The sequence below is a fragment of the Arthrobacter sp. 35W genome, assembly GCF_000482545.1.
Classification (GTDB): Bacteria; Actinomycetota; Actinomycetes; order Actinomycetales; family Micrococcaceae; genus Specibacter.
This window is the reverse complement of sequence record NZ_KI519455.1, coordinates 762,522-783,147: the sequence shown is the minus strand read 5'-3', so window position 1 is coordinate 783,147 and position 20,626 is coordinate 762,522. Positions and strand designations below refer to the sequence as shown.

The 20,626-nt window shown below is 68.0% G+C and carries 19 protein-coding genes and 1 tRNA gene; 11 read left to right on the top strand and 9 right to left on the bottom strand.

The window, feature by feature from the left end:
- Positions 1-62 precede the first annotated feature (62 nt).
- Positions 63-1,883, top strand: a complete 1,821-nt coding sequence (locus tag K254_RS0115730) for an ABC transporter ATP-binding protein (RefSeq protein ID WP_035750710.1) — start codon at positions 63-65, stop codon at positions 1,881-1,883.
- Here K254_RS0115730 and K254_RS23575 read toward each other — a convergent pair.
- Positions 1,880-3,274 carry an MFS transporter gene (locus tag K254_RS23575; RefSeq protein ID WP_081710186.1) on the bottom strand — a complete coding sequence of 465 codons (1,395 nt, stop codon included), beginning with the start codon at positions 3,272-3,274 and terminating at the stop codon, positions 1,880-1,882. The genes K254_RS0115730 and K254_RS23575 overlap by 4 nt on opposite strands.
- A gap of 103 nt (positions 3,275-3,377) precedes the next feature.
- Here K254_RS23575 and K254_RS0115720 point away from each other — a divergent pair, with 103 nt between their 5' ends.
- The 8 genes from K254_RS0115720 (at position 3,378) to K254_RS0115685 (ending at position 10,708) form a co-directional block, all read left to right on the top strand.
- Positions 3,378-4,154 (top strand): SGNH/GDSL hydrolase family protein, encoded by a 777-nt coding sequence (locus K254_RS0115720; RefSeq protein ID WP_026556180.1) that lies wholly within the window; start codon positions 3,378-3,380, stop codon positions 4,152-4,154.
- A 400-nt stretch (positions 4,155-4,554) separates the two neighbouring features.
- Positions 4,555-4,791, top strand: coding sequence for a 50S ribosomal protein L28 (rpmB, locus tag K254_RS0115715; RefSeq protein WP_026556179.1), 237 nt, complete (start codon positions 4,555-4,557; stop codon positions 4,789-4,791).
- Complete coding sequence (rpmG, locus tag K254_RS0115710) at positions 4,791-4,958, top strand: 50S ribosomal protein L33 (RefSeq protein ID WP_003798558.1); 168 nt, start codon at positions 4,791-4,793, stop codon at positions 4,956-4,958. The genes rpmB and rpmG overlap by 1 nt, the downstream gene beginning before the upstream one ends.
- 4 nt (positions 4,959-4,962) lie before the next feature.
- The gene (gene rpsN, locus K254_RS0115705) at positions 4,963-5,268 is read left to right on the top strand and encodes a 30S ribosomal protein S14 (RefSeq protein WP_026556178.1); all 306 of its coding nucleotides are present in this window, start codon (positions 4,963-4,965) and stop codon (positions 5,266-5,268) included.
- Positions 5,269-5,417: 149 nt separating this feature from the next.
- Positions 5,418-5,987, top strand: coding sequence for a hypothetical protein (locus tag K254_RS0115700; protein WP_026556177.1), 570 nt, complete (start codon positions 5,418-5,420; stop codon positions 5,985-5,987).
- Between the two features lie 148 nt (positions 5,988-6,135).
- Positions 6,136-6,420, top strand: coding sequence for an HU family DNA-binding protein (locus K254_RS0115695; protein ID WP_026556176.1), 285 nt, complete (start codon positions 6,136-6,138; stop codon positions 6,418-6,420).
- A 143-nt stretch (positions 6,421-6,563) separates the two neighbouring features.
- Entirely contained in the window at positions 6,564-8,774 is a 2,211-nt protein-coding gene (locus tag K254_RS23570; protein WP_081710185.1) for a bifunctional copper resistance protein CopD/cytochrome c oxidase assembly protein, read from the top strand.
- Positions 8,774-10,708, top strand: coding sequence for an NHL domain-containing thioredoxin family protein (locus K254_RS0115685; RefSeq protein ID WP_026556175.1), 1,935 nt, complete (start codon positions 8,774-8,776; stop codon positions 10,706-10,708). Before K254_RS23570 ends, K254_RS0115685 begins: the two co-directional genes overlap by 1 nt.
- Positions 10,709-10,940: 232 nt before the next feature.
- Here the strand turns inward: K254_RS0115685 and K254_RS0115680 are convergent, their stop codons facing one another.
- The 5 genes from K254_RS0115680 to K254_RS0115660 all read right to left on the bottom strand — a co-directional run bounded on the left by K254_RS0115680 (position 10,941) and on the right by K254_RS0115660 (position 16,142).
- Positions 10,941-11,927: a hypothetical protein gene (locus K254_RS0115680; RefSeq protein ID WP_051389282.1), complete on the bottom strand. Its 987-nt coding sequence runs from the start codon at positions 11,925-11,927 to the stop codon at positions 10,941-10,943.
- Between the two features lie 36 nt (positions 11,928-11,963).
- On the bottom strand, positions 11,964-13,598 hold the full coding sequence (locus tag K254_RS0115675) for a helicase HerA-like domain-containing protein (protein ID WP_026556173.1): 1,635 nt from the start codon (positions 13,596-13,598) through the stop codon (positions 11,964-11,966).
- A gap of 91 nt (positions 13,599-13,689) precedes the next feature.
- Positions 13,690-14,616: an AEC family transporter gene (locus tag K254_RS0115670; RefSeq protein ID WP_026556172.1), complete on the bottom strand. Its 927-nt coding sequence runs from the start codon at positions 14,614-14,616 to the stop codon at positions 13,690-13,692.
- Positions 14,617-14,770: 154 nt separating this feature from the next.
- Positions 14,771-15,187 (bottom strand): aspartate 1-decarboxylase, encoded by a 417-nt coding sequence (panD, locus tag K254_RS0115665; RefSeq protein WP_026556171.1) that lies wholly within the window; start codon positions 15,185-15,187, stop codon positions 14,771-14,773.
- A gap of 91 nt (positions 15,188-15,278) precedes the next feature.
- Positions 15,279-16,142: a LysR substrate-binding domain-containing protein gene (locus K254_RS0115660; protein WP_026556170.1), complete on the bottom strand. Its 864-nt coding sequence runs from the start codon at positions 16,140-16,142 to the stop codon at positions 15,279-15,281.
- Positions 16,143-16,303: 161 nt separating this feature from the next.
- On the opposite strand from K254_RS0115660, the gene K254_RS23565 reads away from it, so the two are divergent.
- Positions 16,304-17,665 (top strand): MFS transporter, encoded by a 1,362-nt coding sequence (locus K254_RS23565; RefSeq protein ID WP_051389281.1) that lies wholly within the window; start codon positions 16,304-16,306, stop codon positions 17,663-17,665.
- A gap of 165 nt (positions 17,666-17,830) precedes the next feature.
- Complete coding sequence (locus tag K254_RS0115650; protein ID WP_035750249.1) at positions 17,831-18,922, top strand: fatty acid desaturase family protein; 1,092 nt, start codon at positions 17,831-17,833, stop codon at positions 18,920-18,922.
- 35 nt (positions 18,923-18,957) lie between these two features.
- On the opposite strand, the gene K254_RS0115645 is transcribed toward K254_RS0115650, so the two are convergent.
- The 3 genes from K254_RS0115645 to K254_RS0115640 all read right to left on the bottom strand — a co-directional run bounded on the left by K254_RS0115645 (position 18,958) and on the right by K254_RS0115640 (position 20,465).
- A complete protein-coding gene (locus K254_RS0115645; protein ID WP_026556168.1) occupies positions 18,958-20,115 on the bottom strand; it encodes a N(5)-(carboxyethyl)ornithine synthase in 1,158 nt (385 codons plus the stop codon).
- Positions 20,112-20,243, bottom strand: a complete 132-nt coding sequence (locus K254_RS26335; protein ID WP_269209035.1) for a hypothetical protein — start codon at positions 20,241-20,243, stop codon at positions 20,112-20,114. The genes K254_RS0115645 and K254_RS26335 overlap by 4 nt, the downstream gene beginning before the upstream one ends.
- A 151-nt stretch (positions 20,244-20,394) precedes the next feature.
- A tRNA-Gly gene (locus K254_RS0115640) sits at positions 20,395-20,465 on the bottom strand.
- Positions 20,466-20,626: the final 161 nt, after the last annotated feature.

Below are 20,626 nucleotides of genomic sequence, written 5' to 3'. Positions count from 1 at the left end.
TGCATTTGGCAGAGATCCTTCATGCCGATTCCCCCGCCCAATCGGGCACCCCGCGCGACGCAATGGCCCGAGGCGGCAACGCCGGCGGCCGCGGCCCGGCGCGCGTCAACCCCGCCGACCGCTCCCAGCTGGAGCGCCATCCGGTCAGCCTGCGCCGCATCGCGGCCCTGTTCTCCCCGCACAAGGCGGCCATCGCCGTCGTCGTGCTCCTTATTTCCCTTTCCAGCATCATCTCGCTGGCCCAGCCGTTCCTCATCCGGCACATCATCGATGAGGCCCTGCCCAACCGCGATCTGCGCCTGCTCGCGTACCTCGCCGGCGGGCTCGTTGCCGTCGCCGCCGCCACCTCGGTCATCGGCGTGGTGCAGACCTGGATGGCCACCGCCATGGGCCAGCGCGTCATGCACACGCTGCGCACGCGACTCTTTACGCATCTGCAGCGTCAATCGCTGGCCTTCTTCACCAGGACCCGCGGGGGAGAGGTGCAGTCGCGGCTGAGCAACGACATCTCCGGCATGCAATCGGTGGTGACGTCCACGGCCACCTCCATCGCGGCCAATCTGACCACCGCCGTCGCCACGGCCATCGCCATGGTGGCTCTGTCCTGGCAGCTGAGCCTGCTCTCGCTGGTGGTCATCCCGCCGGCCATCTGGTTTTCGCGCCGTGTGGCCCTGATGCGCCGCGACATCACCACTGCCCGGCAGCGCGAACTCGCCGGCATGTACACGCAGGTGGAGGAGGGGCTGTCGATCTCTGGCGTCCGGCTCGCCAAGACCCTTGGCACCACCGCCCGCGATGCCGGCCGTTTCACCGCCAGCTCCGAGCGCCTGATCGATCTGGAGATGCGCTCCCAGCTGGCCGGGCAATGGCGGATGGCCACCATGTCCGTGGTCTTCGCCGCGATCCCCGCCGCCGTCTACCTGGCTGCCGGCCTGCCCGGTGCCGCCGGGATGAGCATCGGCACCATCGTGGCGTTCACCGCCCTGCAGAGCACCATCTTCCGGCCCATCATGGGCCTGTTGAACGTCGGTGTGCAGTGGGTGGGTGCGATGGCCCTGTTCAGCCGCATCTTTGAATACCTGGACCTGGTGCCGGAGGTCCCGGCCCCCGCCAAACCGCGCGCCGTGGAGCCGGCCAGGATGCGCGGCGAGGTCCGCTTCGAGGGCGTGTCCTTTGCCTACGACGGCGGACCGGAGGTGCTGCGCGGCATCGACCTGCTGCTGCCCGCCGGTACGACGACGGCAGTGGTGGGCGCCACCGGCTCGGGCAAGTCCACGCTGGGCTCGCTGCTGCCTAGGCTGCACGATGCCACCGCCGGCCGGGTCAGCATCGATGGCATCGACGTGCGGGAGCTGGCGCCGGAGGATCTGGCGGCGCTGGTGGGGGTGGTCTCCCAGGAGACCTATCTGATCCACGCCAGCATCCGCGAAAACCTGCTGCTGGCCGCCCCGGAGGCAGGGGATGAGGAGCTGTGGTCCGCCCTGGAGGCGGCACAGATTGCCGCCCTGGTGGCGTCCCTGCCCGAGGGGCTCGACACGGTGGTGGGTGCCCGCGGCCACCGCTTCTCGGGGGGTGAGCAACAGCGGTTGGCGATTGCCAGGACCATTCTGCGCGACCCCCGCGTGCTGGTGCTCGATGAGGCGACATCCGCCCTGGACAACACCACCGAGGCCGCCGTGCAGCAGGCGCTCGACGCCCTGGCGCACGGCCGGACCACGCTGACCATCGCGCACCGGCTCTCCACGGTGGAGGCCGCGGAGCAGCTGGTGGTGCTCGACGGCGGCGCGATCGTTGAGCGCGGCACCCCGGCCGAGATGCTCGCGGCCGGCGGCGCCTACGCCCGCCTTGCAGCGGCCGGTGAAGCGCTGGACATGGCGGCCTAGTGGTAGGCGCGGCGGGCCACGGCCCAGGCTCCGCCGGCCATCGCGGCGGAAACGCCAAACGCCACGGCGTAGCCCAGGTTGCCCATCCCGATCAGCGAGGCGAAGACGGCACCCACCACGCCCAGCGAGGCGGAGGTGGTGAGGGTTTCACTCAGCTGCAGGGCGGAGGAATTGCTGCCCTGCTCGCTCGGCGCGGACTTCTCCAGCACCAGAACGGATTGCGTGGGGTAGCACCAGCCGATGGCCAGTCCGCCGATGGTCCAGCCCACCCAGGCGAGCCACACGGGCATGCCCGGCAGCAGCACCAGGGCCACGACGCCCACCGAGGCGAACACGCCGAAGGAGCCCAGGACCAGCGCCCTGCGCTGGCCGATCATCCCGCGGCCAACCATCCAGGCGCCGATGGACCAGGTCACGCCGCTGACGGTCAGGGACAACCCCGCCAGCCAGGCTGGCATGCCGCGTTGCTCGATCATATACAGCGGGAGGTATACATCCGCCACGGTGAAGGCGGTGCCGACCAGCCCGCGCATCAGCACCAGCGATGGCAGCCCGCGCAGGGCCAGCCATGTGCCGCGCGGCAGCAGCCGGGGCACCGCGAAGGCCAGCACGGCAATGGCCAGCAGCAGTTCCGGCACCCACCAGGGCTGAACGCGGGCGCTGGCGTCGCCCAGGGCTAGCACCGCGGCTGCCGCTGCGGCGGCCCAGAGGGGCTTGCGCAGGGCGGCGCGCCGGACGGCGGGCCCCGGCGCGGCGCCGTCGTCGGCGGGAAGGGGCACATTGACCTTTGCCCCGCGGATCCCGGAGTACGCCAGGGCGGCGGCGGCCACCGCGAGCACGGGCACGGAGACGAACACCCAGCGCCAGCCGAAGTGGTCCGTGACCAGTCCGCTGATGGCCGGGCCAACGATGGAGGGCAGCAGCCAGGCGGCGGCCAGGGCACCGAACATGGGTGGACGCAGCTGCGCGGGGAAGACGCGGGCGATCACCACGTACAGGGCCACACTGTCCAGCCCCGTCCCAATGCCCTGCAGGGCCCTCGCGCCCACCAGGATCTCCATCGTGGGGGCGCCGGCGGCCAGCAGCAGGCCGATGGCGTAGATCGCCACGCCGGTGAGCAGCGGTTTGAGCGGCCCGGCGCGGTCGATCCAGAGCGCGGCAACGGCCATGGAGACCACAGAGGTGGCCATGGTGACGGCAAAGGCCAGCCCGTACAGCGGCAGGCCATTGAGCTCGGCCGCCGCCTTGGGCATGGCTGTGGTGATGGCGGCCACGGAGTACGCCACCATGAAGCCCAGACCGAAGAGCCCGATGGTGGCCTTGCGGTATTGGGGGCTCCAAATGGAGGTCTCGGCAGGTGCTCCTCGTTGAGCAACTGGTTGTTGGGTCATGGGGTGCCGGGCCCTCCCGCCGGCTGGGATGCGTCCACGGGACGGCGGGTGGGGGCGGAGATCATAGGATAAGCGTAGCCAGTTCAAAGCAGTGGAGGTCACCGTGGATTTTTCGGCACGCTACGTCGCTCTGGGCGACTCTTTCACCGAGGGTCTGGGTGACGCCGATCCCGCCCTGCCCAACGGCGTGCGCGGCTGGGCGGACCGTGTCGCCGAGGTGCTGGCCGACGGCGCCGACGGCAGCTTTGGCTATGCGAACCTGGCCATCCGCGGCAAGAAGATGGACCAGATCCTCACGGAGCAGATCGATGCCGCCGTGGCCATGAAACCAACCTTGGTGACCATCTACGCCGGGGTGAATGACATCCTGCGCCCCCGCGTGGACATTGACGCCATGATCTCCCGCTACGACGACGCCGTCGCCAAGCTCTCCGCCACCGGCGCCGAGGTGCTGATCTTCACCGGCTTCGACGCCAAGACCTCCAGCGTCTTCTCTGCCATGCGCGGGCGCACGGCCATCTACAACGAGCTGGTGCGCGAGGTGGCGGACAACCACGGTGCCGCATTGGTGGACTACTGGCGCTTCGAGGAATACAACGATTGGCGGATGTGGGGCGAGGACCGCATGCACATGTCCACCGCCGGGCACATCAACATGGCCAACCGCGTGCTGCGCGTGCTGGAGCGCGAGGACGAGCTGGAACTGCCCGAACTGGCCCCGCTGCCGCTGCTGTCGCCGGCCGAGCAGCTGCGGGCCAACGCCGCCTGGACCAAGGAGTACGTGGGCCCGTGGATCAGCCGCCGCCTGCGCGGCGTCTCCTCCGGCGATGCCCTCTCCGCCCGCTGGCCCACCCTCCACGCCCCCTCCGCTCCCAACTGAGTGACACTTATCGCACGTTCCAGGCCGGATTTTGTGAGATAGCTGTCACCTAGTTGGGCGGGGAGGAGCTGGGGGAGGACGACGGCGGCACGGCGCGCCGGGGTGGGCGTGGTGCACTGCATTGGCGCGGATTGGTCTTAATCTGCCCCAGCCAATAGAATGGTTAGGCGCTAGGTGGCGCGGAGCGTGCGCAATTGCTCCGGTGTGCGGTGGTTTTTGATCCCGCGGGCCGGTAGTTAGGGGCTCAAGTTGCGTGCCTTCCAGTATTCGCTTATCCACCCCATGTTGCTCCAATCGCATTGCGCGGTTGGTTTGGCAGGGGTGTGTCTTGTTGCGAACGCCACCTGATCCGCACGGTTTGCACCCTGTGAACCGTTCCATTCATGACTGAGGAGTGACCATGGCAGCACATTGCCAGGTGACCGGAGCCGAGCCGGGCTTCGGACATAGCATTTCGCACTCGCACCGCCGCAACAAGCGTCGGTTCGATCCGAACATCCAGAAGAAGCGCTACTGGGTTCCGTCCCTGCGCCGCAACGTCACGCTGCAGGTTTCTGCACGTGGCATCAAGACCATTGACGTTCGTGGCATCGACGCTGTCGTAGCCCAGATTCTTGCTCGTGGGGTGAAGCTCTAGTGGCTAAGGACAAGGACGTACGTCCGATCATCAAGCTGAAGTCCACTGCGGGCACCGGCTACACGTACGTAACGCGCAAGAACCGTCGTAACGACCCGGACCGTCTGGTTCTGAAGAAGTACGATCCCAAGATCCGTCAGCACGTCGAATTCCGAGAGGAGCGCTAAGCATATGGCTAAGAAGTCCATGATCGCCAAGAACGAGCAGCGCAAGGTCATCGTTGAGCGTTACGCCGCGAAGCGCCTCGAGCTGAAGAAGACCCTCGTTGACGCCAACGCCACGGACGAGGCCCGCGAGGCCGCACGTCTGGGCCTGCAGAAGCTGCCCCGCAACGCTTCGCCGGTGCGCGTTCGCAACCGCGACGCCATCGACGGCCGCCCGCGTGGAACGCTCCAGAAGTTCGGCATTTCCCGTGTTCGCTTCCGCGACATGGCTCACCGCGGTGAGCTGCCGGGCATCACGAAGTCCAGCTGGTAGGTATTGCTGAAAAGGCGGCATCCCTTGGGGGTGCCGCCTTTTTTGTGCCCTGGACCCGGGTGGCGCCCGCAGAGCGGATGGCGCAATGGGCGGCGACGGCGGCCGGTGCCCGGGCTGTAGGCTGCCAGCGTGAGCCCAGGACGGCAAACATGAGCATGCGGCCCGAGCCGACGTTGAAGGAACTGCAGCGCTATGAACGCGCCCAGCGTGCCCGGATCCACAACGGCCAGGCAGGTGCGGATCGGCCCGCGCGCCATCCAAAGCGCCGGGTCAGCTTCGGCATTGGCCAATTTGCCGTCGGGACCGTTGTCTGGACGATAGTGTTCCCGCTGCCGGCGGTGATCTTCATTATTGATGACCGGATCGAGTACGACGGCGGCCTGTCGGTCATTGGCATTCCATTGTTCCTGCTGGTGCTCTTCGGCCCGCCGCTGGCGGTGGCCATCCTGGTGGGCGGACTGCTGCTGCGGCGCATCCGGAACCAGGGGATCCACATCGCGGTGATTGCCGGCACCGCTGCCGCCACGGCGGCCCTGATCCTGTGGCTGCTGCCCCACGACACGGCGCACCAGCCTGGATACTGGTGGACCGCCCTCACCGCAGGCGCCGCTGCGGCCTGCGGGCGGCTTGCCGTTTGCGGATTCACGCGGATCACGGACCCGCCCCCGTCCGGCGTCGGCGCCCAAAACGATGCCGAGGACCGGGCAAGGCTCGGCTGAGAGCGAAAAAACCCGCAAATCCGGCCATTTTGCTGGCAAAAGTGCCCAAAATTGCCGGAATTCCGGGGTTGAACTGATATGTTCGCTAGCAGTGGTTGGCACGACACCGCGTGCACGCTGAACCCATCCCACGTCCAGGAGGACACACATGGCTAAGAATCGTAGTGAATTGGTTGCTGAGGTTGCTGCTAAGGCTGAGACCAGCCAGACCGCAGTGAACTCCGTGCTGGATGCCCTGTTCTCGGTCTTCGAGAGCTCCGTTGCCGCCGGCGAGAAGATCACCATCCCGGGCTGGCTCGCAGTTGAGCGCACCGACCGCGCCGCCCGCCAGGGCCGCAACCCGCAGACCGGCGAGACCATCCAGATTGCCGCTGGCCACAGCGTCAAGCTGACCGCTGGCTCCAAGCTGAAGGCCGCTGTTGCCAAGAAGTAGTCTCTAGAAGACTTCGCAGGGGGTGTCCGCTGATCCAGCGGGCACCCTCCTGTTGCTTTAACCGCCGATCCAACGTGGGGCGGGCCCGAAGCTGGGTGTTGCCTGATTCGCCCGATCCGGCGTGGGTGCAAGAGAATGGATAGGTGCCATCGACAACCACCACCCACGCCCAGCCGACGCCCCAGTCGGCCCGCCGGTCCTTCGCGGACGGAATCAGCAGCCCCTGGCTGCTGGCGGGGGCGGGTGCCGCCCTGCTGGCGCTGGTGGCGGCCCTGGCCTTTTCCGGAGCGGCGGCCACCCGCCAGCTCTCCGACCCCGGGGCCGTGACCCGCTGGGGCCTGCCGATCGCCCAGGTGGTCTACAACCTTTCCGTCGCCAGCGTGGTTGGTGCGCTGGTCTTTGCCGCTTTCATCCTGCCGCGGGACCTCAAGGGCCGCACCCGGCGCACCTCCGGCACGGCGGCCGACGCGAAGTCTGAGCCGGAGCACCCCGCCTTCACCCGCGCCATGACCCTTGCCGCCGTCGCCTCCGGCACCTGGACCCTGTCGTCCCTGGCGGTTCTGGTGCTGACCTACTCCGATGTGGCGGGTCTGGCACCCTCCACGAGCGATGACTACAGCCGCCAGCTGGTCTTCTTCATGACCGAGCTGCCCGTGGGGCAGGCCTGGCTGGCCACCACCATCTTTGCCGCCGTCGTCACCACCCTCTGCTTTGGTGTGCGGGCGCTGAGCGGTCTGGTCGCGACGCTCGTCATCGCCCTCATTGCACTGACCCCGCAGGCGCTCGTGGGGCACTCGGCCTCCAGTGCGGACCACAATGGCGCCGTCAATTCGCTCCTGCTGCACATCGTGGGCGTCAGCCTGTGGGTCGGTGGCATCATCGCCCTTGTGGTGGTCTCCGGTGCGCTGGGCAAGCTGACCGGCACCGTGCTGAAGCGGTTCTCCGCCCTGGCGCTGCTGGCCTTCTTCGTGGTCTTTGCCTCCGGTGTGGTCAACGGTGCTATCCGCATCCACAGCTGGGGAGAGCTCTTCGGCTCCACCTACGGCCAGCTGCTGATGGCCAAGGCCGTGGCCACGCTGGTGCTGGGCACCATCGGCTATATGCACCGGTCCTGGATCATCCCGCGCCTCGGCGGCACCGGCAAAGCCGGCTCCGGCACAAACGGCGGCAGCAGCGGCAAGAAGACCCTCGGCGTCCGCCGCGTCCTGTGGCAGCTCATCCTGACCGAGCTCATCCTCATGGGCACCACCAGCGGCATCGCCGTCGCACTGAGCCGCTCGGCGCCTCCCGCGCCGGCAAACCGCGAGGCCACCCTGTCCCCGGCCGAGATCCTCTCCGGCTACCCGCTGCCGCCGGAACTCACGCCGTCGCGCTGGTTCACCGAATGGCGGATGGACTGGCTCTGGCTGGCCTTCGCCCTGGCCGCCGGCACCGGCTACCTGCTCGGCGTTCTCAAACTCCACCGCCGCGGCGACAAGTGGCCCATCTTCCGCACCATCTCCTGGCTGCTGGGCATGGCCGTGCTGGTCTACGTCACCTCCGGCGGCCCGGCCGTCTACGGCATGGTGCTGTTCAGCGCGCACATGGTGGACCACATGGCCCTGATGGTCATCTCGCCGCTGTTCATGGTGCTCGGCGCACCGGTCTCGCTGGCGCTGAAGGCGCTGAAGGCCCGCACGGACGGCAGCCGCGGCATCCGCGAGTGGATCCTCGTCGTCGTGCACTCCAAGTTCTCGCAGCTGGTCACCCACCCGCTCTTCGCCGCCGCCAACTTCTCCGGCTCCCTGGTGCTGTTCTACTACTCCGGTGCGTTCAACTACGCCATGCGCGATCACATCGGCCACGAGCTGATGATCCTGCACTTCACCATCACCGGCTACATCTTCATCATGAGCATGATCGGCTCCGATCCGCTCCCGCGCCGGGCCCCGTATCCGCTGCGCCTGCTCCTGCTGCTGGCCACCATGGCCTTCCACGCCTTCTTCGGCGTTTCGCTGATGAGTTCGACGGCGCTGCTGGCCGGGGACTATTTCGGCAACATGGGCCGGGCGTGGGGCGATCCGGCCCTGCTGGACCAGCAGACCGCCGGCGGCATTGCCTGGGGGATCGGCGAAGTCCCCACCGTGGCGATCGCCCTGGGCGTGGCCATCATGTGGTCGCGGTCGGATGCGCGGGAGACCAAACGCACGGACCGGGCGGCGGACAGGAATAACGACGCCGATCTGGATGCTTACAACAACATGTTTTCGCAGTTGGCCAAGCGCGACGCCGGGATTGTCCCGACGGGCGCCCGGCCCGCCGCATCCGCAAGCCCCGCCAACCCCAGCACCCCCAGCCAAGGAGAGCAGCCCTAGTGGACGCACACACCACAACCACCACCACGGCGCGCGTGCGCGCCTCCGAACTGGTCGGCCGCAACTGGCTGAACACCGGCGGCAAGCAGCTTGACCTGGCGCAGCTGCGCGGCAAGATCGTCCTGCTGGATTTTTGGACCTTCTGCTGCATCAACTGCCTGCACGTGCTCGATGAGCTGCGCCCGCTGGAGGAGCAGTACAAGGACGTTCTGGTGACGGTGGGTGTGCACTCGCCGAAGTTCGAGCACGAGGCGGACCCGGTGGCGCTGGCCGCCGCCGTCGAGCGCTACGAAATCCACCACCCGGTGCTGGACGACCCCGAGCTGGTCACCTGGCAGGCCTACGCCGCCCGCGCCTGGCCCACCCTCGTGGTGGTGGACCCCGAGGGCTACATCGTGGCGCACCTCTCCGGAGAGGGCCACGCGGCAGGCCTGGCCTCGCTGATCCCCGAACTCATTGCCGAGCACGAGGCCAAGGGCACGCTGCACCGCGGCGATGGTCCCTATGTGGCCCCCGAGCCGACCGCCGGCGACCTCCGCTTCCCCGGCAAGGTCCTGCCGCTGGCCAGCGGCAACTTCCTGGTTTCCGACACCGGCCACCACCGCCTGGTGGAGCTGGCCCCGGACCTGCTGACCGTGGTGCGCACCATCGGCACCGGCACCAAGGGCCACGTGGACGGTTCCGCTGCCGAGGCTGCCTTCAACGAGCCCCAGGGCCTGGCCCAGCTCCCCGCCGGGATCGCAGCGGCGGCCGGCTACGACGTCGTCGTCGCCGATTCCGTGAACCACCGCCTCCGCGGGGTGAACCTGGCCGACGGCTCCGTCACCACCGTGGCCGGCAGCGGCGTGCAGCGCCTGCTCGAGGCCGGCCCCGCCCGCGTTGATGCCAGCGGCATTGGTCTCGCCGGCACCAACGGCGTGCTGGGCACCGAACCGCTGGACGTGGCGCTGTCCTCGCCGTGGGACGTTGTGTACTCCGAGAAGCTGGGCCAGGTGGTCATTGCGATGGCCGGCGTGCACCAGATCTTCGGCTTCAACCCCACCACCGGCGCCGTGTCCATCGTGGCGGGCAACGGCCTCGAGGGCCTGCTCGACGGCCCCGCCGAGGGCGCCTGGTTTGCCCAGTCCTCCGGCCTGGCCGAGGGCCCGGACGGCAGCATCTGGGTGGCCGACTCCGAGACCTCCGCCCTGCGCGTCCTGCGCCTGGGCGAGGACGGCGTCACGGTGGAGACGGCCATCGGCACCGGCCTGTTCGACTTCGGCTTCCGCGACGGCGAGGCCGCGCAGGCCCGCCTGCAGCACCCCCTCGGTGTTGCGGTGCTGCCGGACGGCTCCGTGGCCATCGCGGACACCTACAACGGTGCCGTGCGCCGCTACGACCCCGCCACCGGCACCGTGAGCACCCTGGCCCGCGGCCTGGCCGAGCCCTCCGACGTGCTGCTGGACAACACGGGGGAGGTGCCGCTGCTGATCGTGGTGGAGGCCAACCGCCACCAGCTGGTCCGCGTGGCCATCCCCAAGGACGCCCAGCAGGTGGATGAGGGTGCGGCCCAGACGCAGCGCCCCAAGACGCCCGTGGCCGCAGGCGAGCTGGCCCTGCAGATCCGCTTCTCCGCCCCCACCGGGCAGAAGCTGGACGACCGCTGGGGCGATCCCACGCAGCTGAAGATCTCCTCCACCCCGCCGGAGCTGCTGGTGGACGGTGGCGGCACCTCCGTGGGCCTCACGCGCACGCTGGTGCTCTCCGCGGACGTCCCCGAGGGCATCCTGCACATCACGGCCCGTGCCGCGGCCTGCGACGGACCCGAGACGGAGGACGGCGAGATCCCCGACCACGCCGCCTGCCACCTGTACCAGCAGGACTGGGGCATCCCGGTGTTCATGAGCGCCGACGGCGCCACCGAGCTGTCGCTGGACCTGCGCGGCATGGACTAGCTCCGGACTGATTTCGCTGAAAAGGAAGACGATTGCCGTTGGGGAACATGTCCACGCATGTTCCCCAACGGCAATCGTCTTCTTTTTTGGAGCAACGGAGTGGGTGGGCCCACGCTTGCCAGGTTCCGGGAGAATCGCGCCAGCGATTGTCCAAGCCGGCAAGTGGGTGGGCCCACGCTTGCCAGGTTCCGGGAGAATCGCGCCAGCGATTGTCCAGGCCGGCAAGTGGGGACTAGTAGCTGACCACCGGGGTGACGGAGACGGAGGTGTCAGTCACGTTCAATTTGGCGGTGAAGCCGAAGTCCTCGGCCGTCTTGACGTCCACGATCTTGCCGGTGAACAGCTCCTGCTCCTGGAACTCCACCTGCGCCTTGACCGTCAGCGGGGCCAGCACCCACGTGCCACCGTAGGCGGAGATGTCCACCTCAGGGTAGGACAGGATGGTCCACTTCACGGCGGAGAGCACCCGGTTGTCCGTCTTGGAGCCCAGCGGGCAGTCCGTGGGCAGCAGCACCGGCTGGCCGGCGCACTGGTCCAGATACTGGTGCAGCTTGGCGTCCACCTGGCTGACCAGTGCGGAGGTGGGGCCGGTGGCGAGCGCGACGGCGGGGGCCCGGGTGCCGCTGGCCGTGACGGTGCGCGTGACCGGGGGAGCCTGGAAGAAGTCGCTGCGGTACTCCGCCTGGTACTTGCCGGGGAAGAACACCGCGAAGGTGTTCCGCCCGCCGGGCATGTTCACCTTGACGGAGTTGACCATGGCTTGCTGCGCGTTGACCACGGAGACATCGATGGTGGGCAGCGTTGTGGGCACAAAGCGCCAGCTGTCAAAGAACAGCCAATGCCGCGGACCCGGTTCCAGCTCGAAATCCGTGGACAGCTCGGCGCCGTCGATGGTGTAGCTGGCCGTGATGGCCGAGTGGCCGCCCGGGAGCTGGCGCGGGTTGCCTACATGAAGATCCGTGACGGCGGCGGCCGACTGCTTGAGCCCGTCACCGTCCAGCATGGCCGCATTCGCCTGGGGCACATTGGCGCGCAGCAGGCCCAGGGCCTTGGCGCCGTCGCCCTCGTGCAGGGCGGCAAAATAGTCCCGCACCGGCTGCTGTGGACCGAAGAAATTGGCATTGACCATGGCAACGCTGGCCACTGCGGCCAGGGCAGCCAGCATCAGCGCCAGGAGCCAAATGGCCCCTATTTTGATGAGTCTGGCCCCGTTGTTCACCTGCCCTACGATACCCGGTGCGGGCATCGGCCCCTGTCAGCGGCGGCGCCGGGTGGCCGTTCCGAAGATGTCCCGCATCAGGTTCCGGCCCAGGCTGGAGCCCATCGAGCGGATCATGCTCTTGACCCCGCCGCCCAGTGCACCGCCGATGGCGCCCATGATGTCCCCGGCCATGCCGGAGCCCTGGCTGGGCTGCGCGACAGTGCCTGGAACGCCGGTGGGCAGGCCGAATCCGATGCCGCCGTCCCCGGGCAGCTGCACGGGCGGCGGTGGCGGCAGGGGGGCGCCGACGGCGGGGCCGGTGGCCGGCGGGGCGGCGTGCGCTTCGGCGGCCTGGAGCTTTTCGTAGGCGGAGATGGGATCCTGCTCCGTGCCATAGGCCGGCAGCAGGGCGGAGGCCGCGACGGCCGCCTTGACCAGGTCGTCGCTGCTGGGGCCCATCACGGATTCCGGGGCCCGCAGGCGGGTGAGGGCCACCGGCGTCGGCGCACCGTTTTCATTCATGACCGTCACCACGGCCTCGCCGATGCCGGCACTGGTGAGCACCTCTTCGAGGTTGTAGTCGCTGACCGGGAAGGTGGAGACGGTGGCCTTGAGGGCCTTGGCGTCGTCGGGGGTGAAGGCGCGCAGCGCATGCTGGACGCGGTTGGCCAGCTGGGCCAGCACATCGGCTGGCACATCCTTGGGTGTCTGGGTGACGAAGAAGATGCCCACGCCCTTGGAACGGATCAGCCGGACGGTCTGGGTGATGGCATTCAGGAACGCCTTGCTGGCGCCGTTGAAGAGCAGGTGCGCCTCGTCCAGGAAGAAGACCAGTTTCGGCTTGTCCAGGTCGCCCACCTCGGGCAGATCGCGGAACAGGTCCGCCAGCAGCCACATCAGGAAGGTGGAAAACAGCAGTGGCTTGTCCTGCACGCTGGGCAGTTCCAGGCAGGTGATGACGCCGCGGCCGTCCGGGGCGGTGCGCAGCAGTTCTGCGGTGTCGAACTCCGGCATGCCGAAGAATTTGCTCATGCCCTGTGCGTCAAGGGTGATCAGCTCGCGCAGGATCACCCCCGCCGTCGCCTTGGACAGCCCGCCGAGCTCGGTCAGATCCGCCTTGCCCTCGTCGGAGGTCAGGAACTGGATGACGGCGCGCAGATCCTTGAGGTCGTACAGCTCCAGGCCCTTGGTATCGGCATAGTGGAACACCAGCTGCAGGGAGGATTCCTGCGTTTCGTTCAGGTCCAGCACGCGGGAGAGCAGGATGGGGCCGAAGGAGGTGATCGTGGCACGCACGGGCACGCCATTGCCGTCGCCGCCCAGGGCCAGGAACTCCACCGGGAACGCCTTGGACACCCATTGCTGGCCCAGGGCCGAGGTGCGGGCCAGCAGCTTCTCCGAGCCGGTGCCGGCGGTGGCCAGGCCGGACAGGTCGCCCTTGATGTCGGCCATGAACACCGGGACACCGGCCGTGGACAGCTGCTCGGCGATCATGTGCAGTGTGACGGTCTTGCCGGTTCCGGTGGCGCCTGCCACCAGCCCGTGCCGGTTCATCATGCCCAGCGGCAGCGAGATCTGCGCCTCGGGATGGACCTGCCCGTCAATGATGGCCGCGCCCAGGGCGATCGACGGACCGGTGAATGTGTAGCCCTTGGTGAAGGTGCTGATCATCTCTGATGCGGTAGCCATGACGCTAGGGTAGCCCAACTAGGTGGCAGTTATCGCACGTTCCGGCGCGGAAAATGTGACACAAGTGTCACCCAGTTGGGTCAGCCGGGGGTCAGCCGAGGAGGAGGGCGGCGAGGGCCATGGCGGGGATGGCCAAAATGGTGGTGGCCAGCACAGTGTCCTTGGCGACGGTGACGCCCACCTGGTAGCGCTGGGCGGACACATAGACGTTCTGCGCCGTCGGCAGGGCGGCCGTGACGACGACGGCGAACAGTGCGTGTCCGTCCATGCCCAGCCCGAAGCGGGCCACCGCGTAGGCGGCCAGCGGATGCACCACCAGCTTGAAAAGGACGGCCAGCAGGGCATCGGTGCGCCGGCCGTCGACGGCGGTGAAGGGCCGGCTGCCGGCCAGCGACATGCCAAAGGCCAGCAGCATGGCAGGCACGGCCGCCCCGCCAATCAGGTGGATGGGTGCCAGCACCAGCTCGGGCAGGCGCCAGCCCGTGCCGGCCAGCACCAGGCCCGCCGCGGTGCCCAGGATCATGGGATTGCGCACGATCTGCAGCAGCACCCGCACCGGTGTGGCCCGGCGTCCGCTGGTGGCGCTGTCCAGCAGCAGCAGGTAGGCGGGCGTATAGAAGGCCAGCTGGAAGATCAGCAGCGGGGCGATGTAGGCCGCATCACCGAGCACATAGGCGGCAATCGGCAGGCCCAGGTTGGCGGAGTTGGCCACCGAGGAGGACATCGATCCCAGCAGGGATTCGGCCACGGAGCGGCGCAGCCAGAAGCGGCAGATGAGCCAGAACAGAGCCCCCGTCACCACGGCGGAGCAGGCCGCCACCAGCAGTGGAAGCGAAAGGACTACGTGCAGGTCGGCCCGGCTGAGGGTTTCCAGCAGCAGGGCGGGGCTGGCGACGAAGAAGGCCAGCCGGCTCAACACCAACTGCGCCTCGGGTCCCAGCACCTTGCGGCGGCCGATGAACCAGCCCACCAGGATGACCATCCAGACGACGAAGAACCCCTGGAGCACGCCTAGCATGGCAGCATCTGGGGCTTGTCGGCGGCGGGGCGGTGGTGGGGCACGCCTCCAGCCTATGCCGGTATCCGCGTCGGAACCGCCCCGATGACGCCGATGACGGCATGCGGCGGCAACCGGATGCCGTGCAGCAGCGGAGCGGTGCGGCGGGTGGGGTCTAGCGGGTGGTGGCCAGCGGCGGGCGGAACAGGCCCTCGGTGACGGCCTCGGCCGGATCCGTGCCCAGCTGGATGATCTCGTTCCTGGCGTTGACGTGGACCACGGTGGGCACGTAGTCGCGCGCCTCGGCGGTGGTCATCTGCGCGTAGGTGATCAGGATGACCGTGTGGCCTTCCTGCACCAGGTGCGCCGCGGGGCCGTTGATGCCCAGCACGCCGGAACCACGCTCGCCCGCGATCGTGTAGGTCTCCAGCCGGGAGCCGTTGTCGACGTCCACAATGGAGACCATCTCGCCGGGCAGGATGTCCGCAGCGTCCAGCAGATCCTCGTCCACGGTGACGGAGCCGACGTAGTGCAGGTCGGCATGCGTGACGGTGGCCCGGTGGATCTTGGACTTAAACATGGTTCTGTTCATAACGCCTCCAGTGTACCGCCGTCAGCTTTCGCCGGCTCTGGGATGTTGGTCACCACGCGCGGACGACGACGTGGCGGCGTCCCGGCCTGGGTCAGGACCGCCGGCCCACGGGTGTCAGTTTCCGGCCCATGATGGCTTGGGTCAACGCATCAACCAGCTCCGTGTTGGCCAGCGGATTGCGGATCAGGGTGAAGTCCACATCGCCCACCGGCGGCAGGTCGAAGCGGCGGGTGATGACCTTCAGATCCTCCGGAACCAACGACGTCGGCATGACGGCAATGCCGATGCCGGCCCGCAGGGCGGCCAGTACACCGCTGATCTGCTTGGTGGTGCAGGTGACCCGCCAGGTGCGGCCGGCGTGTTCGAGGGCATCCAGCGTGAGCTTCCGGCTCAGACTCGGGGCCGGATAGGCGATCACGGGGACGGGGGCGCCGGGCTCCAGCATGGTCTGTTCCAGTCCCACCCAGTCAAAGGTGTCGTGCTTGACCACCACGCCCTCCTGCGCGCCCGAGACCCATTTGATGAAGACCAGGTCCAGTTGCCCGGCCTTGAGGCGGCGGTGCAGCTGGTCGCTCTGGCCGACGGTCAGCTCAAGGTTGACGTGCGGGTAGAGCTGGCGGAACTCGCGCAGGATCCGCGGCAGCCCTGTGACGGCCAGATCGTCCGCCGTGCCAAAGCGCAGCCGCCCGCGCATGGCGGCGCCGGAGAAGTAGCGGGTGGCGGCGTCGTTCGCGGCCAGGATGGTGCGGGCAAAGCCGGCCATGGCATCGCCATTGTCGGTCAGGGCCACCTCGCGGGTGTCGCGGGCCACCAGCTGGCGGCCCGCGGCGGCCTCCAGCTTGCGCACATGCTGGCTCACCGTCGGTTGGCTGAGGGAGAGCCGCTCGGCGGCCCGGGTGAAGGAGTGCGTCTCGGCCACGGCCAGGAAGCTCTTCAACTGTGTGGGATCAAACATGAGGGGAGCCGCCTGACTGTGGGAACGCCGTCGAACCCGGCTGCGAAGCCGAAACTATTACAAAGGTCAATGGTACTTATAGGGACCATATCCGTTCATTATGTGTCGGGCGCCGCCTAGCCTTAAAGGACCAACCCATCCTTTCCAGACCAGGACAGACGTTGACACCCCCTTCTGCGCAGCAAGCTGCCGCCCTGACCGCCCCCATCAACCTCGTCTCCGCCCGGCCGCCGTGGCGGGCGACGTTTTCCTCGCTCAAGGTCCGCAACTACCGCATCTTTGCCGCCGCCAACCTCGTGGCAGTCATCGCGCTCTGGATGCAGCGCGTGGCCCAGGACTGGCTGGTGCTGGAACTCTCCGGCTCCGTCACCGCCGTCGGCATCACCGTGTTCATGCAATTTGCCCCGTCGCTGGTCCTGATGCCCCTGGGCGGGCTGCTGGCCGACAGATATTCCAAACGGCGCATATTGATCATTGCCCAGTCCAGCGCAGGCGTGCTGGCCGCCGTCATGGCCGTCCTGGCCCTGACCGGCACCATCGCGGTCTGGCACATCTACACCATTGCCTTCCTGCTGGGACTGGCCACGGTGCTGGACCAGCCGGCGCGCCAGGTGTTTGTCAATGAGCTGGTGGGCCCGGCCCAGCTGCGCAATGCGATCAGCCTCAACTCCTCCATCTTCCAGCTGGGCGGCATGATCGGCCCGGCGGTCAGCGGCGTGCTGATGACGGCGGTGGGCGGGGGCTGGGCCTTTGCCGTCAACGCCGTGGCCTGCACGTTCACGGTGGTGTCGCTCGCCTGCCTGCGCCGCTCCGAACTGGTCAAGATCGCTCCCGGACCGCGGACCAAGGGCCAGTTCCGCGAGGCGCTGGCCTATGTGCGGCGCAAGCCCACCATCTTCTGGCCCACGGTGATGGCCGCCTTCTTCGCCGTCTTCGGGCTGAGCCTGGCCGTGTTGATGGCCGCCTACGCGGACAACGTCTTCCACACCGGAGCCGCCGGCTACGGGCTGCTCAACACGCTGGTGGCCGTCGGCGCCCTCTGCGGCGCGCTGGCCTCCACACGCGTCACCGTGCTGCGCCTGCGCACGGTGATCGGCGCGGCGGGTGCCTATGGCGTGGTGCTGGCGCTGAGCTCGCTGGCCCCGTCCATGGCCACCTTCGGCGCTGTGATGGTGGTGGCCGGCTTCGTCTCGCTGATGTTCCTCACCAACGCCAACCAGCTGGTCCAGACGACCACCAATGTGCAGATCCGCGGCCGGGTGATGAGCATCTACATCATGGTCCTCATTGGCGGGCAGGCCCTGGGCGGTCCGCTCATGGGGGCGCTGGCGGAGCACCTGGGCCCGCAGTGGGCGATGGTGGTGGCCGGTGCGGCGCCGGCGCTGGCCGCCGTCGTCATCGCGGTCCTGCTGGCCCGCCGCGGGGAACTGACCCTGAAGGTCAACCTTCGCAGTGCGCGCCACCCCGTGGTGATCGTCCGGCGCAGCGCCAAGCCGCCGGTGCTGGCCGGCGCCGACTGCTGACGGATGGGGCACGACGACGGCGCCTCCCGCCGTCGTCGTGCCCTTCCAGTGCCAAACGGAGGGCCGGATTCCGGGGCTTTTAACGGGCAACGGGACTAAAATTGATGGACGCAGCTTTGCGGTATCAATGCCGGCCACTGGTCGACCCTGAGGTGGCGGTGGGCCATGGACAATCTGGGAAAGCGCGCCCCCCAAAGCGGGGCGGCTGCCGTCCGCAATGCGGTGGTCAACAGCTACGCGGATCTGCTGAAAAGCGCGCGGGCAACCGGGCTGATGCGCCGGCACCGGGCCTTCTACATCATCCTCTTTGCCATCCTGATCGCAGCCCTGGCCGGTGCCGGCACGGGCTTCGTGCTGTTGGGGGACACCTGGTTCCAATTGCTGATTGCCGGCGCCCTGGGGATCCTGTTCACGCAGTTTGCCTTCCTGGCCCATGAGGCGGCGCACCACCAGATTTTCACCAGCGGCCGCGTCAATGATTGGTCGGCCCGCATTCTGGGGCCGCTGCTGGTCGGCATGAGCTACACGGCGTGGGTGCGCAAGCACAGCGCCCACCACCAGAACCCCAATGTGAAGGGCAAGGATCCGGACATCCACACCGGCGTGGTGGCCTTCCACGAGGAGGGCGCCGCCACCAAACATGGATTGCCGGCGCTCATCACCCGCCACCAGGGATCCCTGCTGTTTCTGCTGATCCTGTTTCTGGGCTTCGCCCTGGTGCTGGACTCGGCCAAGACACTGTTCGGCCGCAAACCCGTCAAATACCGGGCACTGGAGATTTCCCTGCTGTCCACGAGGTTTGCCGCCTATGTGGCGGTGGTCTTCTGGATGCTGCCCGTCGGCATGGCCTTTGCCTTCCTGGGCGTGCAAATGGGCGTCTTCGGCTTCTACATGGGGGCCTCATTCGCCCCGAACCACAAGGGCATGCCCATCCTGGAGGCCGGCAGCCGCGTGGATTTCCTGACCCGCCAGGTGTTGACCGCACGGAACATCCGCGGCGGGTTCCTGATGGATGTGCTGATGGGCGGCCTGAACCACCAGGTGGAGCACCATCTGTTCCCGGACATGGCCCGGCCGCAGCTGCGCCAGGCGAACCGGCTGGTCCGGGCTGTCTGCGCGCGCGAGGGGATCCCCTTCACGGAAACCACGCTGCTGCAGTCCTACCGGATTGTGGTGGCCTATCTGAACCGCGTGGGGCTGTCCTCGGCCGATCCCTTTGAATGCCCGCTGGTGCGGCAGTACCGCGGAAGCCGCTAGCCGCCGTCTCCCGCCGCACCAGCGGCCCGCCGTGTCTAGGGGAGCGGCAGGTGCGGGAACTGTGGGCTGCGCCCCTGGAAGGAGAGGATGTCCGGGTTGCGGATCTCGCCGTCGCGGATTTCAATGGCGCGGGAGATCGTCTCGTTCCCGTCCCAGGCCTGCGGCCCCGCCATCACGGTGTCCAGGAACGGCAGCAGGGCCTCGCTGATTTCCCAGCTGGCCGAGTTCCACAGGTACGACGGGCTGTGGTCCACGCCGTAGTAGCGGATCCGGCCCCCGACGTCGAACATCGGTTCGGCAAACGACGTCGGCCTGGCCCAGCTGAAGCCCATGCCCTCATCGCAGGAGACGTCCACAATGAGGCTGCCCGGACGGAAGGCGTCCAGATCACCCTCATCCAGATACATCAGGGGCGAGTTGGGGTCCTGCAGCGTGCAATTGACCACGATGTCCGCCTCGGCCAAAAATGGCGCCAGCGGGATCCGGCCGCGGTCCGTGATGACCTTGCTCAGGTATGGCTCATCCGGGTCGTGGTCGAACTGGACGATCCGCACGGAGTGGATGGGGGAGCCGACGGCGGCCACACCACGGTTGGTCAGCACCTTCACATCGTGCACACCGTGGGCGTTCAGGGCCGTGACGGCACCACGCGCCGTGGCACCGAAGCCGATGACGACGGCGTTCAGCCGCCGGCCGTAGTCGCCCGTGGAGCCGGTGAGCGCCAGCGCATGCAGCACGGAGGAGTAGCCGGCCAGCTCGTTGTTCTTGTGGAAGACATGCAGGCCAAAACCGCCGTCGCCCGCCCAATGGTTCATCGCCTCGAAGGCGATCAGGGTGAGCTTCTTGTCGATGGCCAGCTGGGTGATGGTGCGGTCCTGGACGCAGTGCGGCCAGCCCCACAGCACCTGTCCGTCGCGCAGGGCGGCCAGATCCTCGGCCTGCGGCTTGGGCAGCAGCACCACATCGGCCGTCTCCATCAGCTGCGCGCGCGGGGCCAGGGACCCCACCAACGGCTCAAGCTGCGCGTCGCTGAGGCCAAAGCGCTCGCCGTAGCCGCGCTCGAGGATGATGCGCGGGCGCAGGAATGCATCGATGCGCTCCAGATGGGCGGGGTGGATCGGGACGCGGCGCTCATCGGGCTTGCTGGATGAGGCCACCACGCCCAGGGTGAGACCGTTCGCTGAGGCGTTCACTTCTTCTTCGCGACGGGCTTGTCCACTGCGACCGGACCGGTCTCCGTGGCACGCTTGTCGGCCCTTTTTTCCTTGATTGACTTGCCTGATTTTTTTGACGCAGATTGTCGCGGGGATTTATCGGCCATGTCAGCTCCCTAAAAGTGGGGCCGCAATTGGCCCCATATTGCTGACAGTACACCCGTGGTGGACGACGGCGGCCGGGCCCCGGCCGCCGCCGGGCCTGCGCAGGCGGGCAAAAAAGGAGGGCCTCCCGGCTGGGAGGCCCTCCTCGTGCGGAGCGGGCGACGGGAATCGAACCCGCGTATCGAGCTTGGGAAGCTAGCGCTCTACCATTGAGCTACGCCCGCGCTGCCGCGGCCTTGGCCACAGCGATATTCAGCTTAGCGCATTCGACTTGATGCCATGGCCACCATCGGCCCCGTTGCCCAGCTGCGGCGAAACAGAGAGTCTTCTGCGCCGGTCCGCACTAGGCTGGTGCCGCCTCCGGTGCATGGCTGCGAGCTGTCCC

What these genes read in the sequence shown, in the direction of transcription:
- K254_RS26335 (WP_269209035.1), bottom strand. Translation starts at nt 20,243, where the DNA reads ATGGCCGATAAATCCCCGCGACAATCTGCGTCAAAAAAATCAGGCAAG.
- K254_RS0115700 (WP_026556177.1), top strand. Translation starts at nt 5,418, where the DNA reads ATGAGCATGCGGCCCGAGCCGACGTTGAAGGAACTGCAGCGCTATGAA.
- K254_RS0115670 (WP_026556172.1), bottom strand. Translation starts at nt 14,616, where the DNA reads ATGCTAGGCGTGCTCCAGGGGTTCTTCGTCGTCTGGATGGTCATCCTG.
- panD (WP_026556171.1), bottom strand. Translation starts at nt 15,187, where the DNA reads ATGAACAGAACCATGTTTAAGTCCAAGATCCACCGGGCCACCGTCACG.
- K254_RS0115660 (WP_026556170.1), bottom strand. Translation starts at nt 16,142, where the DNA reads ATGTTTGATCCCACACAGTTGAAGAGCTTCCTGGCCGTGGCCGAGACG.
- K254_RS0115675 (WP_026556173.1), bottom strand. Translation starts at nt 13,598, where the DNA reads ATGGCTACCGCATCAGAGATGATCAGCACCTTCACCAAGGGCTACACA.
- K254_RS0115650 (WP_035750249.1), top strand. Translation starts at nt 17,831, where the DNA reads ATGGACAATCTGGGAAAGCGCGCCCCCCAAAGCGGGGCGGCTGCCGTC.
- K254_RS23575 (WP_081710186.1), bottom strand. Translation starts at nt 3,274, where the DNA reads ATGACCCAACAACCAGTTGCTCAACGAGGAGCACCTGCCGAGACCTCC.
- K254_RS0115695 (WP_026556176.1), top strand. Translation starts at nt 6,136, where the DNA reads ATGGCTAAGAATCGTAGTGAATTGGTTGCTGAGGTTGCTGCTAAGGCT.
- rpmB (WP_026556179.1), top strand. Translation starts at nt 4,555, where the DNA reads ATGGCAGCACATTGCCAGGTGACCGGAGCCGAGCCGGGCTTCGGACAT.
- rpsN (WP_026556178.1), top strand. Translation starts at nt 4,963, where the DNA reads ATGGCTAAGAAGTCCATGATCGCCAAGAACGAGCAGCGCAAGGTCATC.
- K254_RS0115730 (WP_035750710.1), top strand. Translation starts at nt 63, where the DNA reads ATGGCCCGAGGCGGCAACGCCGGCGGCCGCGGCCCGGCGCGCGTCAAC.